Raw genomic sequence first — 15,983 nt, 5'->3', positions numbered from 1 at the left:
GGTCCGGATCGGAGTACGAGGGGTCTGGATCACTGTTGATCGACGTCGAGAATGACACCTACCCGATCGGGAGATGTGCGCCTGGCTGGGCGTGTACACCCGGGCCGCCACGAGCGAAAAGACCAGGCCCCCTCGCTGGCGGCCCAGCGACGCGAACGACTCGCGGCGATGATCACGGCGACCTTCCAAGCCAACTACGGCACCTACGGCTACCGGCGCATCCACGCCGTGCTCGTCCTCTCGGACGAACAGAAGTCCGACGAGCTGGTCCGGGTGCTGATGCTCGAGCCACGCTGGTGGCCCGCAAACCGCAGCCGGGGCGGCCGGCTACTCCCGAGCCGACCGGTCCCACCACATTCGCGACCTGGTCAGCCGAAAACTGGCCGCTGCCCGGCAGCACGCTGGCCGACGACATCACCCACACCCCGCCGGTGAAGGCTAGGTGTATCTGACATGGCGATCGACTGCTGCTCAATAATCGTGACCGGCTGCTCCATGGCCGGTCTTTACGCGACCTCTCTCATGCGACAATCCGCCGACCGCATCGGGAATCCACTGGGCCCATTGCAATGACAAATTCTCTGTGGTTCATTTGAAAGCGATTTGGTTCAACATGTGACGTTCGCCACGGACATGGAAGCCTGCACAGCTATTGCGCACTGAATTGAAGAATTTTATAGTCGACAACGTGTTCAGTTAGAAATTGACACAAGATGACATTAGATGTCCGCGGCGAGTATCTGAACAGATAACGCGACATGAATTAGTCGCCAAGAACCCTGTCCGCAACTCGAAGCGGCTTAGTAGATTGCTAGCTCTCAATGTAGTAATGAATCATCGTACACGAATTCGCTCGGCCACATCATCGTCATCATGAGCCCTATGGGAAGCCCGTGATTCAGGAGGTATTAGTGACTACATCTGGACATAACGGTCCGATCAGCGGGGTCGCGACGAACCGGAACAATTACGTCCTGTCGGCGGGGTACGACAACCGCGTGATCCTATGGGAGCACCGTGAACGCCGTGCTGTTTCGCGCGCCTGGCACGATCACCTCGCCAACAGCTGTTCGTTCTCCCCGGACGGACGTCTAGCGCTGTCGGCATCCAGTGACCACACGGTACGTCTGTGGACGATCCCCGACCTCAAGCTGGCCGCCGTCCTGACCGGGCACGAGGACGACGTCGAGATGGCCGTGTTCCACCCGACCCGTCCGCTCGTCGCCACCGCGAGCCGTGATCACCGCGTGCGGGTGTTCGGCTTCGACGGTGCGCTCGTGGTCACGATGACCGGCCACGAAGCCGACGTCATCTCCGTGCAGTGGAACACCGAAGGCGACGAACTGGTCTCCTCCAGCGACGATGGCACGATCCGCCGGTGGTCGCTGGAGACCGGTGCGCAGCTGGAGGAGCTCGACATGGCCGGGGTCGAGACCGACACCATCGCCGTCGCCCCGGACGGGCGGATTTTCGCCGGGGACGACGACGGCCGGCTCACCGCGATCGCCGGCGATCGCCGCGAAACCGTGAGTGCGCACGAAGCCGGGATCAAGCGCCTGGTGCTCGACAGCGCCGAACCGCTGCTGGTGAGCCTGAGCTACGACCGCACGATGCGGTTGTGGGACGTCGCGGGCGACCGGCCCGAGCCGGTGGCCACCGCCACGCTGCCGGACGACGTGTGGCCCCGCTCGTGCGCGTTCCTCGATTCGCAGACGCTGGTGTTCGCGACCTTCGGCGCGAGCTACCGCACCTACGACGTCACCGAAGGACGCTGGCACGACGAGCAGGTGGCAGCGACGCCCGGGGTCAACGCCGTGGCCGAGATCGACGGCCACGTGTTGTCGGTCGGCGACGCCGGCCGGGTGATCGACGCCGAGCACGGCGAGGTCGTGGGCGAGGTCGGCAGCCTCGCGAACTTCCTGACACCACTGGGGGACCTGGTGCTGACCGGCGGACAGCTGGGCCGCGTCTTCGACGCCCGCACCGGTCGCGTCCTGCACCAGCACCGCTCCCCGCTCAACTGCGGCGTCCGCTTCGAGCGCGACGGCCGGGAGCACGCGCTGATCGGCACCTACACCGGCGAGGGCCTCGTCTTCACAACCGACGGCGACGGCATCCGGCTCGTCGCCGAGCTGCGCTTGCACGACAATGCTGTCAAGGCCGTCGCGGTGTCCGGGGGCACGCTGTTCTCCGTGGCCGCCGACGCAGGCGCCACCTGGGTGGCCACCGCCACGCTCGAGGTCGTCGCGCGCGTTGCGGACGGGCACACCAAGATCGCCAACGGGTGCACGGGCCTGGGCGACGAGCAGCGCTTCGCCAGCGTGAGCCGGGATCTGCAGCTGCGCATCTGGGACGTCGGCCAGTGCACCCTCACCACGCCGACCCCGCACGACCACTCAGTCAAGTGCGTCGCCGCCTCCCCCGACGGGCGGCTCGTAGCCACCGCCAGCTACAACGGCTTCGCCGCGGTGTACGACCGCGCCACCGACTCGTGGCCGGTCCAGGTACGGCTGAGCATGACCGGCATCTCCTCCCTCGCTTACAGCGAGCGCCGCGGGGAGTTCCTGGCCGGTTCCTACGACGGCACTGTGCACACGCTGTCCGCGCTCGACGCCTCGGCGAAGGCGCAACCGCTCAAGGGGCTGGCGGGCGTCGTGCGCTGAGCCTCCTGCCCGCCCGTCCCCGGCCGGCCCGGGTCCCGCACGATCGGCAGGACCCGGGCTGCCCAGCCCCGGAAGGACCGAACATGACTGCCACCATCCGGCAACGCGTGCCGATCGCGCTGAGCCGGGCCGAAGGCCGCACCGCGCAATTGGCGACGTTCCGCGGGCTCGCGGACGAGGGCGAGCACTTCGCCTGCGTCATCGGGCCGCTGCCCGCCGTACCCTTGGTGCGGGTGCACAGCGAGTGCGTGACCGGCGACGTACTCGGCTCGACGCGCTGCGATTGCGGACCGCAGCTCGACGAGGCGATGAAGCAGCTCGCCGCCGAGGGCGGGATCCTGCTCTACCTGCGCCAGGAGGGCCGCGGAATCGGCCTCTACAACAAGATCGACACCTACCACCTGCAGGACCGGCAGATCGACACGTTTCGCGCGAACGAGCTGATCGGCCGCGGTGCCGACGAGCGTCGCTACGACGTGGCCGCGCAAATGCTGCAGGCACTCGGAGCGAACCGCGTTGAACTACTGACGAACAATCCGGACAAAGTCGCCCAGCTGCGCTCGCATGGCGTCGAGGTCGTCGCCGAGCGAACCACCTCGGTGCACCTGACGGCGGCCAACGCGCAATACCTCAAGGCCAAACGCGAGTACGGGCACGAACTGCACAGCACCGAGCTGGGCACGGCGCCCCCTCGCTCGGCCACGGCATGACCACCGCCGAGCTCACGGTGCGCCCGCACGTCCTCGTGTCCGCCGCGATATCGCTCGACGGGCGGCTCGACGACGCCTCCCCGCATCGGCTGCTGCTGTCCGACCCCACTGACCTGGATCGCGTGGACGAAGTCCGGGCCGGTGCCGACGCCATCCTCGTCGGTGCCGGAACCGTCCGGGCCGATGATCCACACCTGCTCGTGCGCAGCGCTGTCCGGCGGCGGGCGCGCGTCGCGGCGGGGCGCCCGCCGTCACCGCTGCGGGTCGTGCTGACCGGCAGCGGAGCGCTCGACCCGCGGGCGAACGTGTTCCGCACCGGCACCGACCTCGGGGACACGCTCGTACTCACGTTCGCGGGGGCGGCAGGTGCGCTCCACGGCGCGTTCGGCCCCTCGGTGGAAGTGACGAGCCCCGGAGAGGAACTGACGCCGCACGCCGTGCTCGGCGACCTCGCGGGCCGCGGAGTGGTGCGGCTGATGGTGGAGGGCGGCGGCACCACGCTCACCTCGTTCTTCGCGGCCGACCTGGTCGACGAGGTCCAGCTGGTGGTGGCGCCGTTCTTCGTGGGGGACCACGACGCCCCGCCGTTCGTGCGGTCCGGCCGGTTCCCGCAGGGTCCGGACTCTCCCATGACCCTCGTCGAGGCACGGCCGCTGGGTGACCACGTGCTGGTGCGCTACCGGGCGGGTGCTGTGGACCGGCGGTGGCTGGCCGAGGCGTGCGCGCTCGCCGAGCGGTGCCCTCCGTCGGCGTCGGCGTTTTCGGTCGGTGCCGTGGTCGTCTCCCGCGAGGGCGAGGTGATCGCCACGGCGTACTCCCGCCGCGATCTGCCGGCCGACCACGCCGAAGAGGCCGCGCTGCGCTCTCTACGTCACGACCCGCGCGTGGCCGGCGCCACGCTCTACAGCTCGCTCGAACCGTGCAGCAACCGCGCGTCGAGCCCGATCTCCTGCGCGCAGCACATCCTCGATGCCGGGATCGCCCGCGTGGTGACTGCGTGGCGGGAGCCGCCGACGTTCACCCGCGGCGACGGTGTCGCGCGGCTACGGGCCGCCGGCGTGGACGTCGTGGAGCTGCCCGAACTGGGCGAGCTCGCCCGGCGCCCCAACCACCACCTGCCGATCGGCGCCGGACGCCTGCCCGCGTGACGTGAAAGGAGCACTCGCATGCCGTGCCCGACGGGCCCTTCCATGAGCAACCCCAACGAACTCGACGACCGTCCCGCCATGGGGCTGCCCGCGGAGTTCCTCGACCGGCTGCCCGCCGGGCTGCCCGCCGCCGTCCGCGACCTGGTGGCCGACCCGGCCCAACTGGCGCTGCGGGTCGAGGACCGGCGGCTGCCGCTCGCCGCACGGCTCGCGGCCGGGCAGCTGCTGGCGCTGACCGGCGACCCGCGGATCAGGCCCGACGATCCCCAGCTGGTGCACGTACCCGGCGGCAGGTTCCGGATGGGGGCTACCGAAAGAGAGGTCGACGAAGCAGCCCGGCTGTACGCCCACGTCGGGGTCACGCGAGAGTGGCTGAGCAAGGAACTGCCCGCGCACGAGCGCGAAGTACCCGACGTGGCAATCATGCGCTACCCGGTCACCAACCTGGAGTGGCGCCGGTTCCTGCTGGAAACCGACGGCACGCCACCGGATTCGTGGCGCTTCGGCGCCTTTCCCGTCCACGCGGCGAACCATCCCGTGTGGACGGTCGAACCGCAGGAGGCCGAGGCCTACGCCGCGTGGCTTTCCGCCCGCACCGGCCGCCGGTTCCGCCTGCCGACCGAGGTCGAGTGGGAGTTCGTGGCCGGCGGCGGCGCTGAGGAGCCACGTCGTGAATACCCTTGGGGCGACACGCCACCGGGACCGGAGCACGCCAACGTGATCGAGCACGGGCCGATCACCACTACTCCGGTCGGCTGTTTCCCCGCTGGGGCGAGCGCGCACGGTGTGCTCGACCTGGGTGGCAACGTCGAGGAGTACGTCGCCAACGACTACCGGCCCTACCCGGGCGCGGAGCACGTTGCCGACGATCTCGCCCGCCGCACCGGCGGTTACCGCATCGCGCGTGGCGGCGGTTTCACGCGCTTCGGCGATCTGACCCGCACCCGGCGGCGCCACGGCCGCTTCCCGAGGGACCTCTACGCCATGGGCTTTCGCCTTGTCGAAGCCACCGAGCAGATCGGAAGGCAAGTATGACCACGGTGCTTCCCGGCTACGAGCTGATCACCGAAGCGATCGCCGTCAACACCGAGAAGTCGCTGTCCCATCCGCACTTTTCAAGCATCGAGACCCGCGCGCTGACCCGGCTGCCGAAGCTGAGGCGGTTGCAGCTCGGACTCGGCGGAACGCCGCTGGTCCCGGTGGCCGCCGGCCGCGGCCGGGTCTGGCTGAAGGTCGAGGGGACCAACATCACCGGCACGGTCAAGGCGCGCACGGCATACGCGCTGCTGTGCGACGCGGTCGCCGCGTGCGAGGGCGACCCGGCCGGTCTGCGCCTGGTCGAGTACACCGGCGGCGGGATGGGGCTGGCGCTCGCAGAGTACTGCGCTGAGCTCGGTCTCGATCTACATCTGGTTTTCCCGCACGGCAGTGCGGTTTCCGGTCACGAACGCGCGCGATCGCTGGGCGTGGACGTCACGGTCGCGGCGCCGGGTTCCGGGTTCCTGGGCGCGATGGAGGCCGCCGCGCGGATCGCCGAGGCCGAGGACCGGACGTTCCTGCTGCAGCACTGCGCGCCCGTCGCTGCAGCGATGCACGAGGAGCGGACGGGTGCCGAGATCGCGCGCGGCCTGAACGCCGCTGGTGCCGCGCCCACCGCCGTGGTGGCGGCGTGCGGGACCGGAGGCACGCTGCTCGGAGTCACTCGGGCGCTGCGCACGGCGTGGCCGGACGTCAAGCCCGTGGCCGTGTTCCCGGCCGAGGCGCCCTACGGCGACCAAGCGCCCCCGACACGCACCAAGCGCATGGGCGGTACCGGCGGCCTCGGTTACGGGATCCGGCAGCCGCTGTTGATCGGGGATGACCACGAGATCGACTTCCGCGTGGTCTCCTACCCCCGTTCGCTGGCCGCGATGACCGAGCTGCGGCGGCAGACCGACCTCGCCGCGTGCAGTAGTGGCGCCGCGGCGTGGCACGTCGCGGCCGAACTGGCGGCTCGCGGCGGTGACGTGGTGGCCGTCGTGGCCGCCCGGGGAACTGTGGAGGAGTGGGATGACGCGCACGCCTGAGATCGGCTACTCCGCCCACCGGGACCGGGTAGCCGGGTCGTTCGGCCGGTTCTGCCGCGGACGTTCTGGTCCGGCACCGGGATGAGCTCGTACGTCGGCGCGGAACGTCGGGCCGAGGTGCGCCACCGCATCGATCTCACCCAAACCCCCTCACCATCCGTTTCGAGGAGCCGGAAACATGATCCTTGGACTGCTGGGTAGCGCCTCCGCCACCTCCGGCACGCGGCGCGCCCTCGAAGAGCTGGGTCGTCGCGTCCGCTCGGCCGGCCGCGACTTCGAATACGTCGACCTCGCCGTCGAGTACCGCGAGTTGCACGACGTCTCCGCCTACATCGAACCCCCCGCGCCCGGGAGCCAGGCCGAGGCGATCCGCCGCCGGGTCAGCGGTAGCGACGCGATCATCCTCGCCACTCCCGTGCATCACGGCTCGTTCAGCGGGCTGCTCAAGAACGCGCTCGACCAGCTCGACGACGCAGGGTTCGCAGGCCGCCCAGTCGGTCTGCTCGCGCATGGCTCCACCGCCACGGGCACGGTCGGCGCGGCCGACGCGCTGCGGCCCGTGGTCCGCGCGCTCGGCGGGTGGGCCTCCCCGACATCGGTCGGTGTGGCAACCGCCGACTTGACCAGCGGCCCCGGCGGCGGACTGAGCCCCGCGGTCGCCGAGCGGATGGAGAAACTGGTCGGGGATCTGCTCTGGTTTCCGACCAGGGCCAGGGTGGTAGCTGCGCGATGACCACCACGGCCGCACCCCGTCCACACCCCACTGCGGCTTCGGCAAACGGTGGCCCCCGTCCGCCCAAGCTGCACGAGCAGTGGCTGGAGGACCTCGACGCCGTCGTCGCGCGCGACCCGTCCTGCCCAGGCCGAGCGCGGGCGCTGCTACACCTGCCGTGGTGGGCGCTCGCGGTACACCGCGTCGCGCACCGCTGGTACACAGGCGGGAAGCCGTTGTCCGCGGTGCTGCTCAGCACCCTTGCCCGGATCGTCACCGGCGTGGAGGTGCGACCGGGCGCCACGATCGGCCGCCGCTTCTTCATCGACCACGGCGCCGCCGTGGTCATCGGCGACACCGCCGTGGTCGGGGACGACGTGACGATCTACCAGCACGTCACGCTCGGCTCACGCGGCTGGTGGGACCCGACGAGCCGCCAGAGCCGCCGCCACCCCCGCATCGGCGACCGCGTGCGGATCGGCGTCGGCACGTCGGTGCTGGGTCCGGTCACCGTCGCGTCCGACACCGTGCTGCGTGCCCATTCTCTGGTGCTCACCGACTTCCCGGCCCCCGCTGGAAGCCCTGGCGATGACTGAAGACATCCGAAGCCCGTCAGCCGAGACCATTCTCACGGGCCCGCCCAAGCGGATCTACTTCATCTGCTTCGGCGACGCCTTCGCCCTCGGCATCTACCTCACGCTAGTGCCGGTGTTCTTCGGCCGCGCGATCGCGCTCGGCGACATACGTACGGGCGCGGTGCTGGCTGTCGCCGGCGCCACGTCGATCGTCGGTGCGTTGCCGATCGGCCGCTTGGCCAATCGAGTCGGCAACCGGGACGCGCTGCGCGTCCTGTTCGTACTGCGCGCGCTGTCCTTCCTCGGGCTGGCAGCGGTCGGCGACTTTATCGGCGCCATGGTCGCTGCCGGGCTGTCGGGGCTGCTGAACCGGGGGGTGAACCCGGTGATCCAGTCGGTCGGGCTCGGCTCCGGCCACCGCGGTGGTGAGCCGGACTCCACTGAAGTGCGGACACTTGCACGCCTTCAATCGCTGCGCAACGCGGGAATCGGTGCCGGCGCGATTCCGGCTTCGGTCGTGTTGAGCCTCGAGGTCTCGGCGTTCCGGTGGGTGTTCGTGCTCGCTGCGGTGTCCGTGACCATCTGCGGAATCCTGTCGTGGGGGCTGCCGCGTGGGAAGCCGAGGGGCCAGCCGGTCCCGCAGCTCGCGGCGCTGCGCGACCCGAAGTTCGCCTCCATCACGGTGATCTACGCGTTCCTGTCGATCCCGTCGCTGTTGCTGCAGGTTGGGCTGCCGCTGTGGATCGTGCAGCGCACGCACGCACCGTCGTGGAGCGTCGGCCTCATTCAGGTCGTGAATACCATTTTGGTGGTACTGCTGCAAATCGCGGCCAGCCGCGGCAGCGAACGGTACGCGCGGGCACGGAGTCTTGTCGCCGTCGGTGCGTTGCTGGCGGCCGTCGCGACTGCCCTCATCCCGGCGCTGGCTTGGCCCGCCGCGGCGACCGGGGCGGTAGCCGTGCTGCTCGCGGTGGTACTGCTGTTCACGATCTCCGAGATCGCAACCACCTCGGGCACCATGGCGGTGGCGCTCACCCGGATGCCGCGCGACGGCAATGTGACGCACCTCGCGACGTTCAGCCTCGGCTTCGGTGTAGCGACGGTCGCCGGGCCACCGATCGCCACCATAGCCGTCGCCGCTGGCACACCCGGCTGGCTGCTGATGGCTACCGGGTTCCTCGTCGTATCCGTCCTGAGTACGCGACTACGGCCTGCCGCGCGGACAGCCGGTCAGCCAGGCCGAGAGCAATAACCGCGTCGACCCGGGACGTGCTCTCCGCGCGCGTAGTACAAGTGCTCGGAGGGCGGGGGTGTCGCCCGGGGTGACCGAACCGTCCCGCTCCAGACCAGGCACCTCGTCGGGCTCGGGTCCCGGCGCGGTCATGAGCTCGCCGCCGGAATGTCCGTCAAGGGCTGAGCCGGCATCGCGATCACCTGTTCTCCGGGAGGGACAGGCCAGTGGCCGCGGATGCGGTCCCGGGCGGGGTCGGCCGGTGCATGGGTTCCCGGCGTGGCTGCCACCGCGCACGGGTGAGCACGGCCAGCCGGGCCAGCGGGCCGACCAGCCGGTCGTAGAGCTGTGCAGGAGCCGGAACCCCGCGATGATGACCGGGTTGCCCGGACCGACCGGGACGGACACGTGCCGGCGGGGACGGTCGGCCAGCCGCGTAATCGCCTCGGCCACCCGTTCCGGGGCCAGCACCGGCCACGGGGCCGCACGGCGTGCCCTGTGTAGTTGGCCGCCTGGTAGTACATGTGCGTGTTGATTACTGCCGGGGCCCGCAGTGCAGACCGACACCTCCCGCTCGTCCCGGGTCTCCTGCTGCAGCGTGCGCAGCAGAGCTCGCTGGCCCATTTTAGGGCCGCGTAAGCGCCTATCTGGAGCACCGTGACCGAGCCCAACAACGAGTTGACCCCGATGAACGTCCCCGCGTGCTGCGCGCGCAGCACCGGCAGCACCGCGCGCGCCAGGTGCAGCGTGCCGTGCACGGCGGTGTCGACGACGGTGGTGAACACGCGTCAACCGGCATCGTCTCCACGCTGCCGTATCCCCACCGCCGGGGTGTGCACGACGACGTCCAATCGGCCGTGCCGATCCAGGATCCCGGCGGCGAGCCGTCCGCTGCTACCACTGCTTTCTTAAAGCTTTCACTGAAACAGTGTCGAGTTCGGAGACTGCCGCCGAGCAGGTCGCCTCGCGAAGGGTGCCACCCCAACCGCCGCGGAAAAACTCGGGCATCAGTACTCGCTGGAGACCGGCCAGGTGTCGTCGTGCAGCAGGCGCTTGAGGATCTTGCCCGTCGCGTTGCGCGGGAGGTCCGGCACGAAGTACACGTCGCGCGGCACGGCGAACCGGGCCAGCCGCTGGTGGATGTAGGCGCGGATGTCCTCCGCGTGCAGCGAGGCGCCGCGCCGCGGGACGACGTACGCCGCCAGCCGCTGGCCCCACTCCGCGTCCGCCACGCCGACCACCGCCGCGTCGTGCACGCCGGGCAGCGCCACCAGCGCTTCTTCCACCGGGCGGGGGAACACGTTCTCGCCGCCGGACACGATCATCTCGTCGGCCCGGCCGGTGACGAACAGGCGGCCCGCCGCGTCCAGGTAGCCGACGTCGCCGGTGGCCATCAGGTCCGCCGCGCGCGCCGGCTCCTTGCCGTTCGTGTAGCCGTCGAACAGCATGTCGTTGCCGACGAAGATCTGGCCTTCGCCGCCGGGCGGGACCGGCTTGCGGTCCTCGTCGAGGATCGCGACGCGCGTGCCGAGCGGGCAGCGCCCGGCGGTGCTCGGCGCCGCGCGCAGGTCGGCCGGGCCGGCGATGCTCGCCCAGGAGACCTCGGTCGAGCCGTAGAAGTTGTAGAGGACGTCCCCGAAGGTGTCCATGAACTGCGTGACGAACGAGCCGGACATCGCCGAGCCGCTGCTCGCGACGATCCGCAGCGACGACAGGTCGTAGCGCGCGCGGACCCGCTCGGGCAGGTCCATGATGCGCTGCAGCATGATCGGCACGGCGAACAGCGCGTCGCACTTCTGCTCGGCGATCGCGCGAAGTGTTTCCTCGGCGTCGAACTTGCGGATCAGCGCGAGCGACGCCCGCAGCGCCATGCCGAGCTGCATCGCGGCCAGGCCCCAGCTGTGGAACAGCGGTGCGGCGACGAGGATCCGGTCGCCGGCGCGCAGCGGGATGCGGTCGAGGATCGCCGCGGCCGTGCCCATGCCCTTGGGCGTGGGGCGGCGCGCGCCCTTCGGCGTCCCGGAGGTCCCGGAGGTGAGCACGACCACGCGGCCCGGCCGGTCGACGGGCTTGGGCGGGTCGGCGGGGGCGGCGTGGATCAGCTCGTCGACGGTCGGGTAGCCGGTTTCGGCGTCCGGCCAGGTGCTGATCCGGGCGAACTCGCCCGGGACGTTCGCGATGGTCTGCGCGAACTCGTCGTCGGCGAGCACGGCGGCCGGCTGGTGCTCGGCGAGCACGTCCTTGACCGAGGCCGCGGACAGGCCGGTGTTGAGCAGGATCAGGTCGGCGCCGAGCTTGCTGGCGGCGACGAACGACTCGACCATCGCGGCGTGGTTGCGGCACATCAGCGCGATCCGGTCGCGTTCGCCGACGCCGAGCTCGCTCAGCCCGTTCGCGAGCCGGTCGCTGCGCTCCTGGACCTGTTTGAAGGTGCGCGTGCTGCGCTCGTCGTGCAGGGCGGGCTCGTCCGGGACGCGGGCCGCCGCGGCCTGGTAACCGCCCGCGACCGTGGCGCCCCACTGGGCGAGGGAGTTCAGCTGGCGCGCCAGCTTGTCCGGCCGTCCGGCGCTGAGCACGCCGGCGCGCAGCAGGATGCTCGTGGTGCGCAGCTTGGTGGCCTTGGTTCCCTCGAGCCCGGGCTCCGGGGCGGCTTGGTCGGATAGACGCAGCTCAAGCCGTCTGGCCACGGCCTGCAGTCTTTTCTTGGCGGACGACATCAGGGCGGCGTGCGTCGGCGGAAGCATCATCCGCAGGAGCAGCTCGGTCTTGCCGCCGGCCAGCGGTCTCAGCTCGACGGAGACCCACGTGCCTTCGTCGGGGACGCCGCACCACACGACGTGCTCGCCCGGCCGGTACACGGCGGCCCGGACTTGCGCCTCCAGCATCGGTCCGCGGTCGGTGACGATCCGGATCACACCCTTCGGCCCGCGCCCGCGCGAAGCCGGCTCTTGCATCTCGCACCAGCTGATCTCCGGCACGAATCGCGGATACCACTCCGGTGTTCCGACGATCTGCCACACCACGTCAGGCGTGTGCCCGACCACGGCGCTCGCCTCGACCACGTCGTCACGCATCGTCTGTCCTTACGCTGTGTTGCCGAACACACGTTCAGGTCACGGAAGCGTCACGCTAGCAGCGAATGGCGGAATGTCGGTAGTCCTAACGGCTTACTACTGGAAAGTAGTAAGCACTGGCGATAGATGTTCCTGTTGTTCAGTAGCGGCAGCCGCTCCGGTTATGGTGAGAAGGAGCCGTCGAGTGCGTGTTGGGTGCGCCCCTCCAAACTGTGGAGGTTGTGCGCGAACAAAAGCACCTCGTGGGCTTCCGGAGGATGAGCATTGAAGCCGGGTTGCGAATGCCTTCGGTCGCGGTTCCGAAGGGAATCGGCGTTCATGCCTTACGCCGATTCTGGTGAGAATGTTCTCGGCGGCTCTGCGTGAGGTGCTTCTTCAGGTGCGGGTCGAGCCGAACTGTATCCAGCTGCACGTCGGTCAGTCCGTGAGCGAACCCGACTTCTTCGTTCTGTCGGAGGGGTGGCGTGACCTATCTGGGGATCAGCGATGGCGCCTATGCCCGGCATGTGCCGTCGTGCTACTCACGCTGATTGAACCGACGTAAGGCCTCGGCGGCTTTGGATGGTGAACGGCTGCGCGGTCCCGGCGGACCTGAGCAACCCGCGCCGACCGCTCGGTGGACATGTATGGGGTCATCCAGTTCGATCGGTGGTGCCGCCGCTACAACGGTGTAGGCATCCCGCGTGTCAGCGTCGTCTGTCGGTTTGCGCCCGAAGCGCCGGGCTGGCACGCGCGGCCGTACCGGAATCATCGTATGTCGCTTCAGGCGCACCAGCGGCAAGTGTGTCCGGCGTCGGGACACCACACCGGCGGCCGAGCCGCGGGCGAAGCTGTCACGCCGCGGGCGACGGCGGGTGCTGGAAGTTATCGCGGTCCGGCACCTGATCGTCGCTCGGGGTGCCGAAGCACCCGGGTGGCGTATAACAACGCCACCGCCGCCGTCCTGGCCGGAGTCCAGCGGCTGCTCGCCAAAAAACGAGCGCCGGTCCGGCGGCAGAGCGAGAGGGCGTCGGCGCTCTGGCGGAAGGTTCTCCCGTTGCGGGTGGTCACGTCGTCGTGATCGGGATGCTGAACAGCGCGGTGAGCGTGTCCGTGCGCAGGTGCACCGGAATCCCATCGTCGTCCAGGCGCGGGCAGTTGGGCCGGACGTTTTCGACCTCGGCTTGCCGCGGTGCCGGCGGCTGGTGCAGGACATGGACCCGGTAGTCCACGGAGACCAGGTGGCGGGTGCGGGCACAGGTGTCGAAAGAGGGCAGGCGTGGCCCCGCTCGATGTCGAGCCAGCCGGGCCGCGGCCAGGGCGCCGGAGGGGCTGGTGGTTATGGCTCTGTAGCCGATATCGCCGAGGTGCAGCTCGTAACGACTCGGTGTCGGTGGACGTCGAGAAGCGACCGCGTATGACGCCGCCGAGAGCCGACGACCCTGGCCGTGAGCTCAGTGCGATTCCGATCTGGACTACGTCGGGGCCATACTTCGACGAGATGGTTTGTTGCGCGGCCGGATTGAACCGTTGGCGTCGAGCCCGGCTCTCGGGCTCCAGCGCGAGGACGTCGCCCGCTTCGTCGAAGCCGCCGAAGCGCAGGAGGACGCTCCACTGCTCGTTCTACGGACTGTCCCGGCGCAAACGACTGCTCGACTGCCGGCGGAGCCGAGAGCGCGGCCGCGCCGGTATCTCGTTATCGACCACGCCTCGTACGCCCGGCAACGACACAGCGCAGTCTTCGCCGACGTACACCGCAAAGACCTCGATCTACCCTTATCGGCCTTTCAAGTCACGTTTCGAATGTGCCGATCAACCACCAGGTGACTGTTGTGACTGTTTTAGGCGCACTGGGTAGGTCCAGTCACCCCCTCTGTGCTGTTCACGGGTCACGCTTGACACCGACATGCCCCGGCTTCATCATTGATGAAGTAAGTGCATGATGGTGAACGGGCCAAAGTTACCGACGGGAGGCTGTGGCGTCCCGCCGATCCTTGCGCTCCGCGAGGTCAGATCGCTGCGTCCTCGGGATTAGGGGGTCCGTAATTCGGTTTCTCGTGCCCGCACATCGGCGACGTCGCCGGAATCGTAAAACGAACGCCTTACTAAATCGTATTGAACAGACATTCCGCCACAGCGAGTGCGGCAAACCCCCAGCCCACCGTTACCGCAATGGGTTCCGGCCCGTCCGCTACCGAAAGGAAGAACGTGGGAACTCGTATCGGTCATGCCCTATCGCTTCCCGCCCGCCGGTCAAAAACTTTCACCGTCGTGAGCATCGCGGCCGCCTCGATGCTGGTCATGGCGTTGGCTGTCGCGTCGGTGCCTGCTGAGGCTGTGGCCGGCGCCCGTGACGCGCAGGCATCGGAGGGCTCAGGCGGTGCCGAAGCACGATGCGCGGTGTTGGCGGCCAGCGGCGGGGACAACTTCGAGTCCCTCAAGGGCGCAACGACATTCATCACTTCGGCGACGATCACGACCAGCGGCACCGGAAGTCAGGCGGTGACCCAGTGCACTGTCAACGGGTACGTCACACCTTCGGATACTTTCATCGTTCAGCTTCCCGTGTCCGGCTGGAATCAAATGCTGGAAGCGAACGGAAGTCATGGTCTTGGCGGTGCCTACTATCTCAATGAGTGTGCGCCATTCTTAGGGAAGGGTTACGCAACGGTCGCGAACAGCCTGGGGCATGTCGAACCCGGCCTGAACGGGGGTTTTGCATACGACAACCCTCAAGCTGACATCGATTTTGCCTATCGTGCGACTCATGTGACCACGGTGGCAGCCAAGGCGATCGTCCATGCCTTCTACGGAACGGTGCCGCGCGAGTCGTACTTCAGTGGTTGCTCGGAAGGCGGGCGCCAAGGGCTCGTCGAGGCGGCGCGGTATCCCACTGACTTCAACGGCATCATCGCCGGGCCGGCGTTCCCGGAGTGGTCGACAGTGATCGGGTACGACGGCGTCTACACGGATGTGGTCAACCGGGACGTCAACGGCCACGTGATCCTCACGACCGACAAACTTCCCATCCTCCACGAGGCCGCGCTTCGAGCGTGCGGCGCCACCGACGGCACCATCACTGATCCCGAAAAATGTCATTTTGACCCGGCGGTCGCGCAGTGTCCGCCGGCGGACCCGAACGGCGCCGGCTGCCTCAGTGCCGCTCAGGTGGGAGTGGCCCGGCTGTTCTACGGGCCGGTGCGCAACTCGCGTGGCCAGGCAATCACCTCGTACGGGAGCAATGAGCCTGGCTCCGAGCTGAAATGGACCTCTCGGATCAACAATGCGGGTGGGCCCTCGCTCGAGGGTGGAATCGGCCTTCAGTTCGACCGTTATCTTGGCTTTTCCCGTGATCCCGGTCCAACTTTCCAAGAGAACAGCTTCAATTTCGATACCGATCCCGCCAGGCTCGCGGCGCTGGCATCTCAGTACAACGCCAGTCCAAACCTTGCGGCCTTCCGCAAGGCGGGTGGCAAGCTGATCATGTGGAGCGGTTGGGCCGACGAGGCCATGCCACCTGCTGCCACGGTGCAGTTCTATAAGGCCATCGAAGCCGATGCCGGAGGTGCGGCGGCGGCCCAGAGTTTCGTGAGACTGTTCATGGTCCCCGGGGAGTACCACTGCGTCGGCGGCAGTGGTCCGCAGCTGGCCAGTGACAGTTTCGCCGATCTGCTCAACGCATGGGTCACCGACGGTCAGTCTCCCCAGACGGTCGTAGCTGTCCAGTCCAAGGTCGACGGCCAGGTTGCGGCGACCCGGAAGATCCATCCGTACCCGGTTCGTCCTGAGCAACAGGAAACCCAGGGATGACCGTGATTTCGCTTC

The 15,983-nt window shown here is 68.7% G+C and carries 13 protein-coding genes; 10 read left to right on the top strand and 3 right to left on the bottom strand.

Features of this window, described 5'->3' with window-relative positions:
* The first annotated feature begins 893 nt into the window (after positions 1-893).
* The 8 genes from ACLJPY_RS16350 (at position 894) to ACLJPY_RS16315 (ending at position 9,126) form a co-directional block, all read left to right on the top strand.
* Positions 894-2,663 (top strand): WD40 repeat domain-containing protein, encoded by a 1,770-nt coding sequence (locus ACLJPY_RS16350; protein WP_410589387.1) that lies wholly within the window; start codon positions 894-896, stop codon positions 2,661-2,663.
* 107 nt (positions 2,664-2,770) lie between these two features.
* Positions 2,771-3,373, top strand: coding sequence for a GTP cyclohydrolase II RibA (ribA, locus tag ACLJPY_RS16345; RefSeq protein WP_410589386.1), 603 nt, complete (start codon positions 2,771-2,773; stop codon positions 3,371-3,373).
* Entirely contained in the window at positions 3,370-4,521 is a 1,152-nt protein-coding gene (locus ACLJPY_RS16340; RefSeq protein ID WP_410589384.1) for a dihydrofolate reductase family protein, read from the top strand. The genes ribA and ACLJPY_RS16340 overlap by 4 nt, the downstream gene beginning before the upstream one ends.
* Positions 4,522-4,563: 42 nt before the next feature.
* Positions 4,564-5,556 (top strand): formylglycine-generating enzyme family protein, encoded by a 993-nt coding sequence (locus ACLJPY_RS16335; protein WP_410589382.1) that lies wholly within the window; start codon positions 4,564-4,566, stop codon positions 5,554-5,556.
* On the top strand, positions 5,553-6,587 hold the full coding sequence (locus ACLJPY_RS16330; protein ID WP_410589380.1) for a pyridoxal-phosphate dependent enzyme: 1,035 nt from the start codon (positions 5,553-5,555) through the stop codon (positions 6,585-6,587). The genes ACLJPY_RS16335 and ACLJPY_RS16330 overlap by 4 nt, the downstream gene beginning before the upstream one ends.
* Before the next feature lie 178 nt (positions 6,588-6,765).
* Positions 6,766-7,320, top strand: coding sequence for an NADPH-dependent FMN reductase (locus tag ACLJPY_RS16325; protein ID WP_410589379.1), 555 nt, complete (start codon positions 6,766-6,768; stop codon positions 7,318-7,320).
* On the top strand, positions 7,317-7,895 hold the full coding sequence (locus tag ACLJPY_RS16320; RefSeq protein WP_410589378.1) for a serine O-acetyltransferase: 579 nt from the start codon (positions 7,317-7,319) through the stop codon (positions 7,893-7,895). The genes ACLJPY_RS16325 and ACLJPY_RS16320 overlap by 4 nt, the downstream gene beginning before the upstream one ends.
* Positions 7,888-9,126 carry an MFS transporter gene (locus tag ACLJPY_RS16315; RefSeq protein WP_410589376.1) on the top strand — a complete coding sequence of 413 codons (1,239 nt, stop codon included), beginning with the start codon at positions 7,888-7,890 and terminating at the stop codon, positions 9,124-9,126. The genes ACLJPY_RS16320 and ACLJPY_RS16315 overlap by 8 nt, the downstream gene beginning before the upstream one ends.
* A gap of 128 nt (positions 9,127-9,254) precedes the next feature.
* On the opposite strand, the gene ACLJPY_RS16310 is transcribed toward ACLJPY_RS16315, so the two are convergent.
* Both ACLJPY_RS16310 and ACLJPY_RS16305 read right to left on the bottom strand, forming a co-directional pair.
* Positions 9,255-9,890, bottom strand: coding sequence for an SDR family NAD(P)-dependent oxidoreductase (locus ACLJPY_RS16310; RefSeq protein WP_410589374.1), 636 nt, complete (start codon positions 9,888-9,890; stop codon positions 9,255-9,257).
* A gap of 222 nt (positions 9,891-10,112) precedes the next feature.
* The gene (locus ACLJPY_RS16305) at positions 10,113-12,179 is read right to left on the bottom strand and encodes an AMP-binding protein (RefSeq protein WP_410589373.1); all 2,067 of its coding nucleotides are present in this window, start codon (positions 12,177-12,179) and stop codon (positions 10,113-10,115) included.
* Positions 12,180-12,522: 343 nt separating this feature from the next.
* Between ACLJPY_RS16305 and ACLJPY_RS16300 the strand changes: the two genes are divergently transcribed.
* Positions 12,523-12,723 (top strand): putative quinol monooxygenase, encoded by a 201-nt coding sequence (locus ACLJPY_RS16300; RefSeq protein WP_410589913.1) that lies wholly within the window; start codon positions 12,523-12,525, stop codon positions 12,721-12,723.
* 502 nt (positions 12,724-13,225) lie between these two features.
* On the opposite strand, the gene ACLJPY_RS16295 is transcribed toward ACLJPY_RS16300, so the two are convergent.
* The gene (locus ACLJPY_RS16295; RefSeq protein WP_410589371.1) at positions 13,226-13,390 is read right to left on the bottom strand and encodes a hypothetical protein; all 165 of its coding nucleotides are present in this window, start codon (positions 13,388-13,390) and stop codon (positions 13,226-13,228) included.
* Positions 13,391-14,429: 1,039 nt separating this feature from the next.
* Between ACLJPY_RS16295 and ACLJPY_RS16290 the strand changes: the two genes are divergently transcribed.
* Positions 14,430-15,968, top strand: coding sequence for a tannase/feruloyl esterase family alpha/beta hydrolase (locus ACLJPY_RS16290; RefSeq protein WP_410589370.1), 1,539 nt, complete (start codon positions 14,430-14,432; stop codon positions 15,966-15,968).
* Positions 15,969-15,983: the final 15 nt, after the last annotated feature.

This window comes from Amycolatopsis sp. lyj-23 (assembly GCF_046549135.1).
Classification (GTDB): Bacteria; Actinomycetota; Actinomycetes; order Mycobacteriales; family Pseudonocardiaceae; genus Amycolatopsis.
Note: the sequence above shows the minus strand (reverse complement) of the source record. Positions and strands in the feature narration are given on the sequence as shown.

Bases quoted from the DNA above. Each gene is read 5' to 3' on its own strand.
- ACLJPY_RS16340 (WP_410589384.1), top strand. From the start codon at position 3,370: ATGACCACCGCCGAGCTCACGGTGCGCCCGCACGTCCTCGTGTCCGCC.
- ACLJPY_RS16335 (WP_410589382.1), top strand. From the start codon at position 4,564: ATGAGCAACCCCAACGAACTCGACGACCGTCCCGCCATGGGGCTGCCC.
- ACLJPY_RS16330 (WP_410589380.1), top strand. From the start codon at position 5,553: ATGACCACGGTGCTTCCCGGCTACGAGCTGATCACCGAAGCGATCGCC.
- ACLJPY_RS16325 (WP_410589379.1), top strand. From the start codon at position 6,766: ATGATCCTTGGACTGCTGGGTAGCGCCTCCGCCACCTCCGGCACGCGG.
- ACLJPY_RS16320 (WP_410589378.1), top strand. From the start codon at position 7,317: ATGACCACCACGGCCGCACCCCGTCCACACCCCACTGCGGCTTCGGCA.
- ACLJPY_RS16315 (WP_410589376.1), top strand. From the start codon at position 7,888: ATGACTGAAGACATCCGAAGCCCGTCAGCCGAGACCATTCTCACGGGC.
- ACLJPY_RS16305 (WP_410589373.1), bottom strand. From the start codon at position 12,179: ATGCGTGACGACGTGGTCGAGGCGAGCGCCGTGGTCGGGCACACGCCT.
- ACLJPY_RS16300 (WP_410589913.1), top strand. From the start codon at position 12,523: ATGTTCTCGGCGGCTCTGCGTGAGGTGCTTCTTCAGGTGCGGGTCGAG.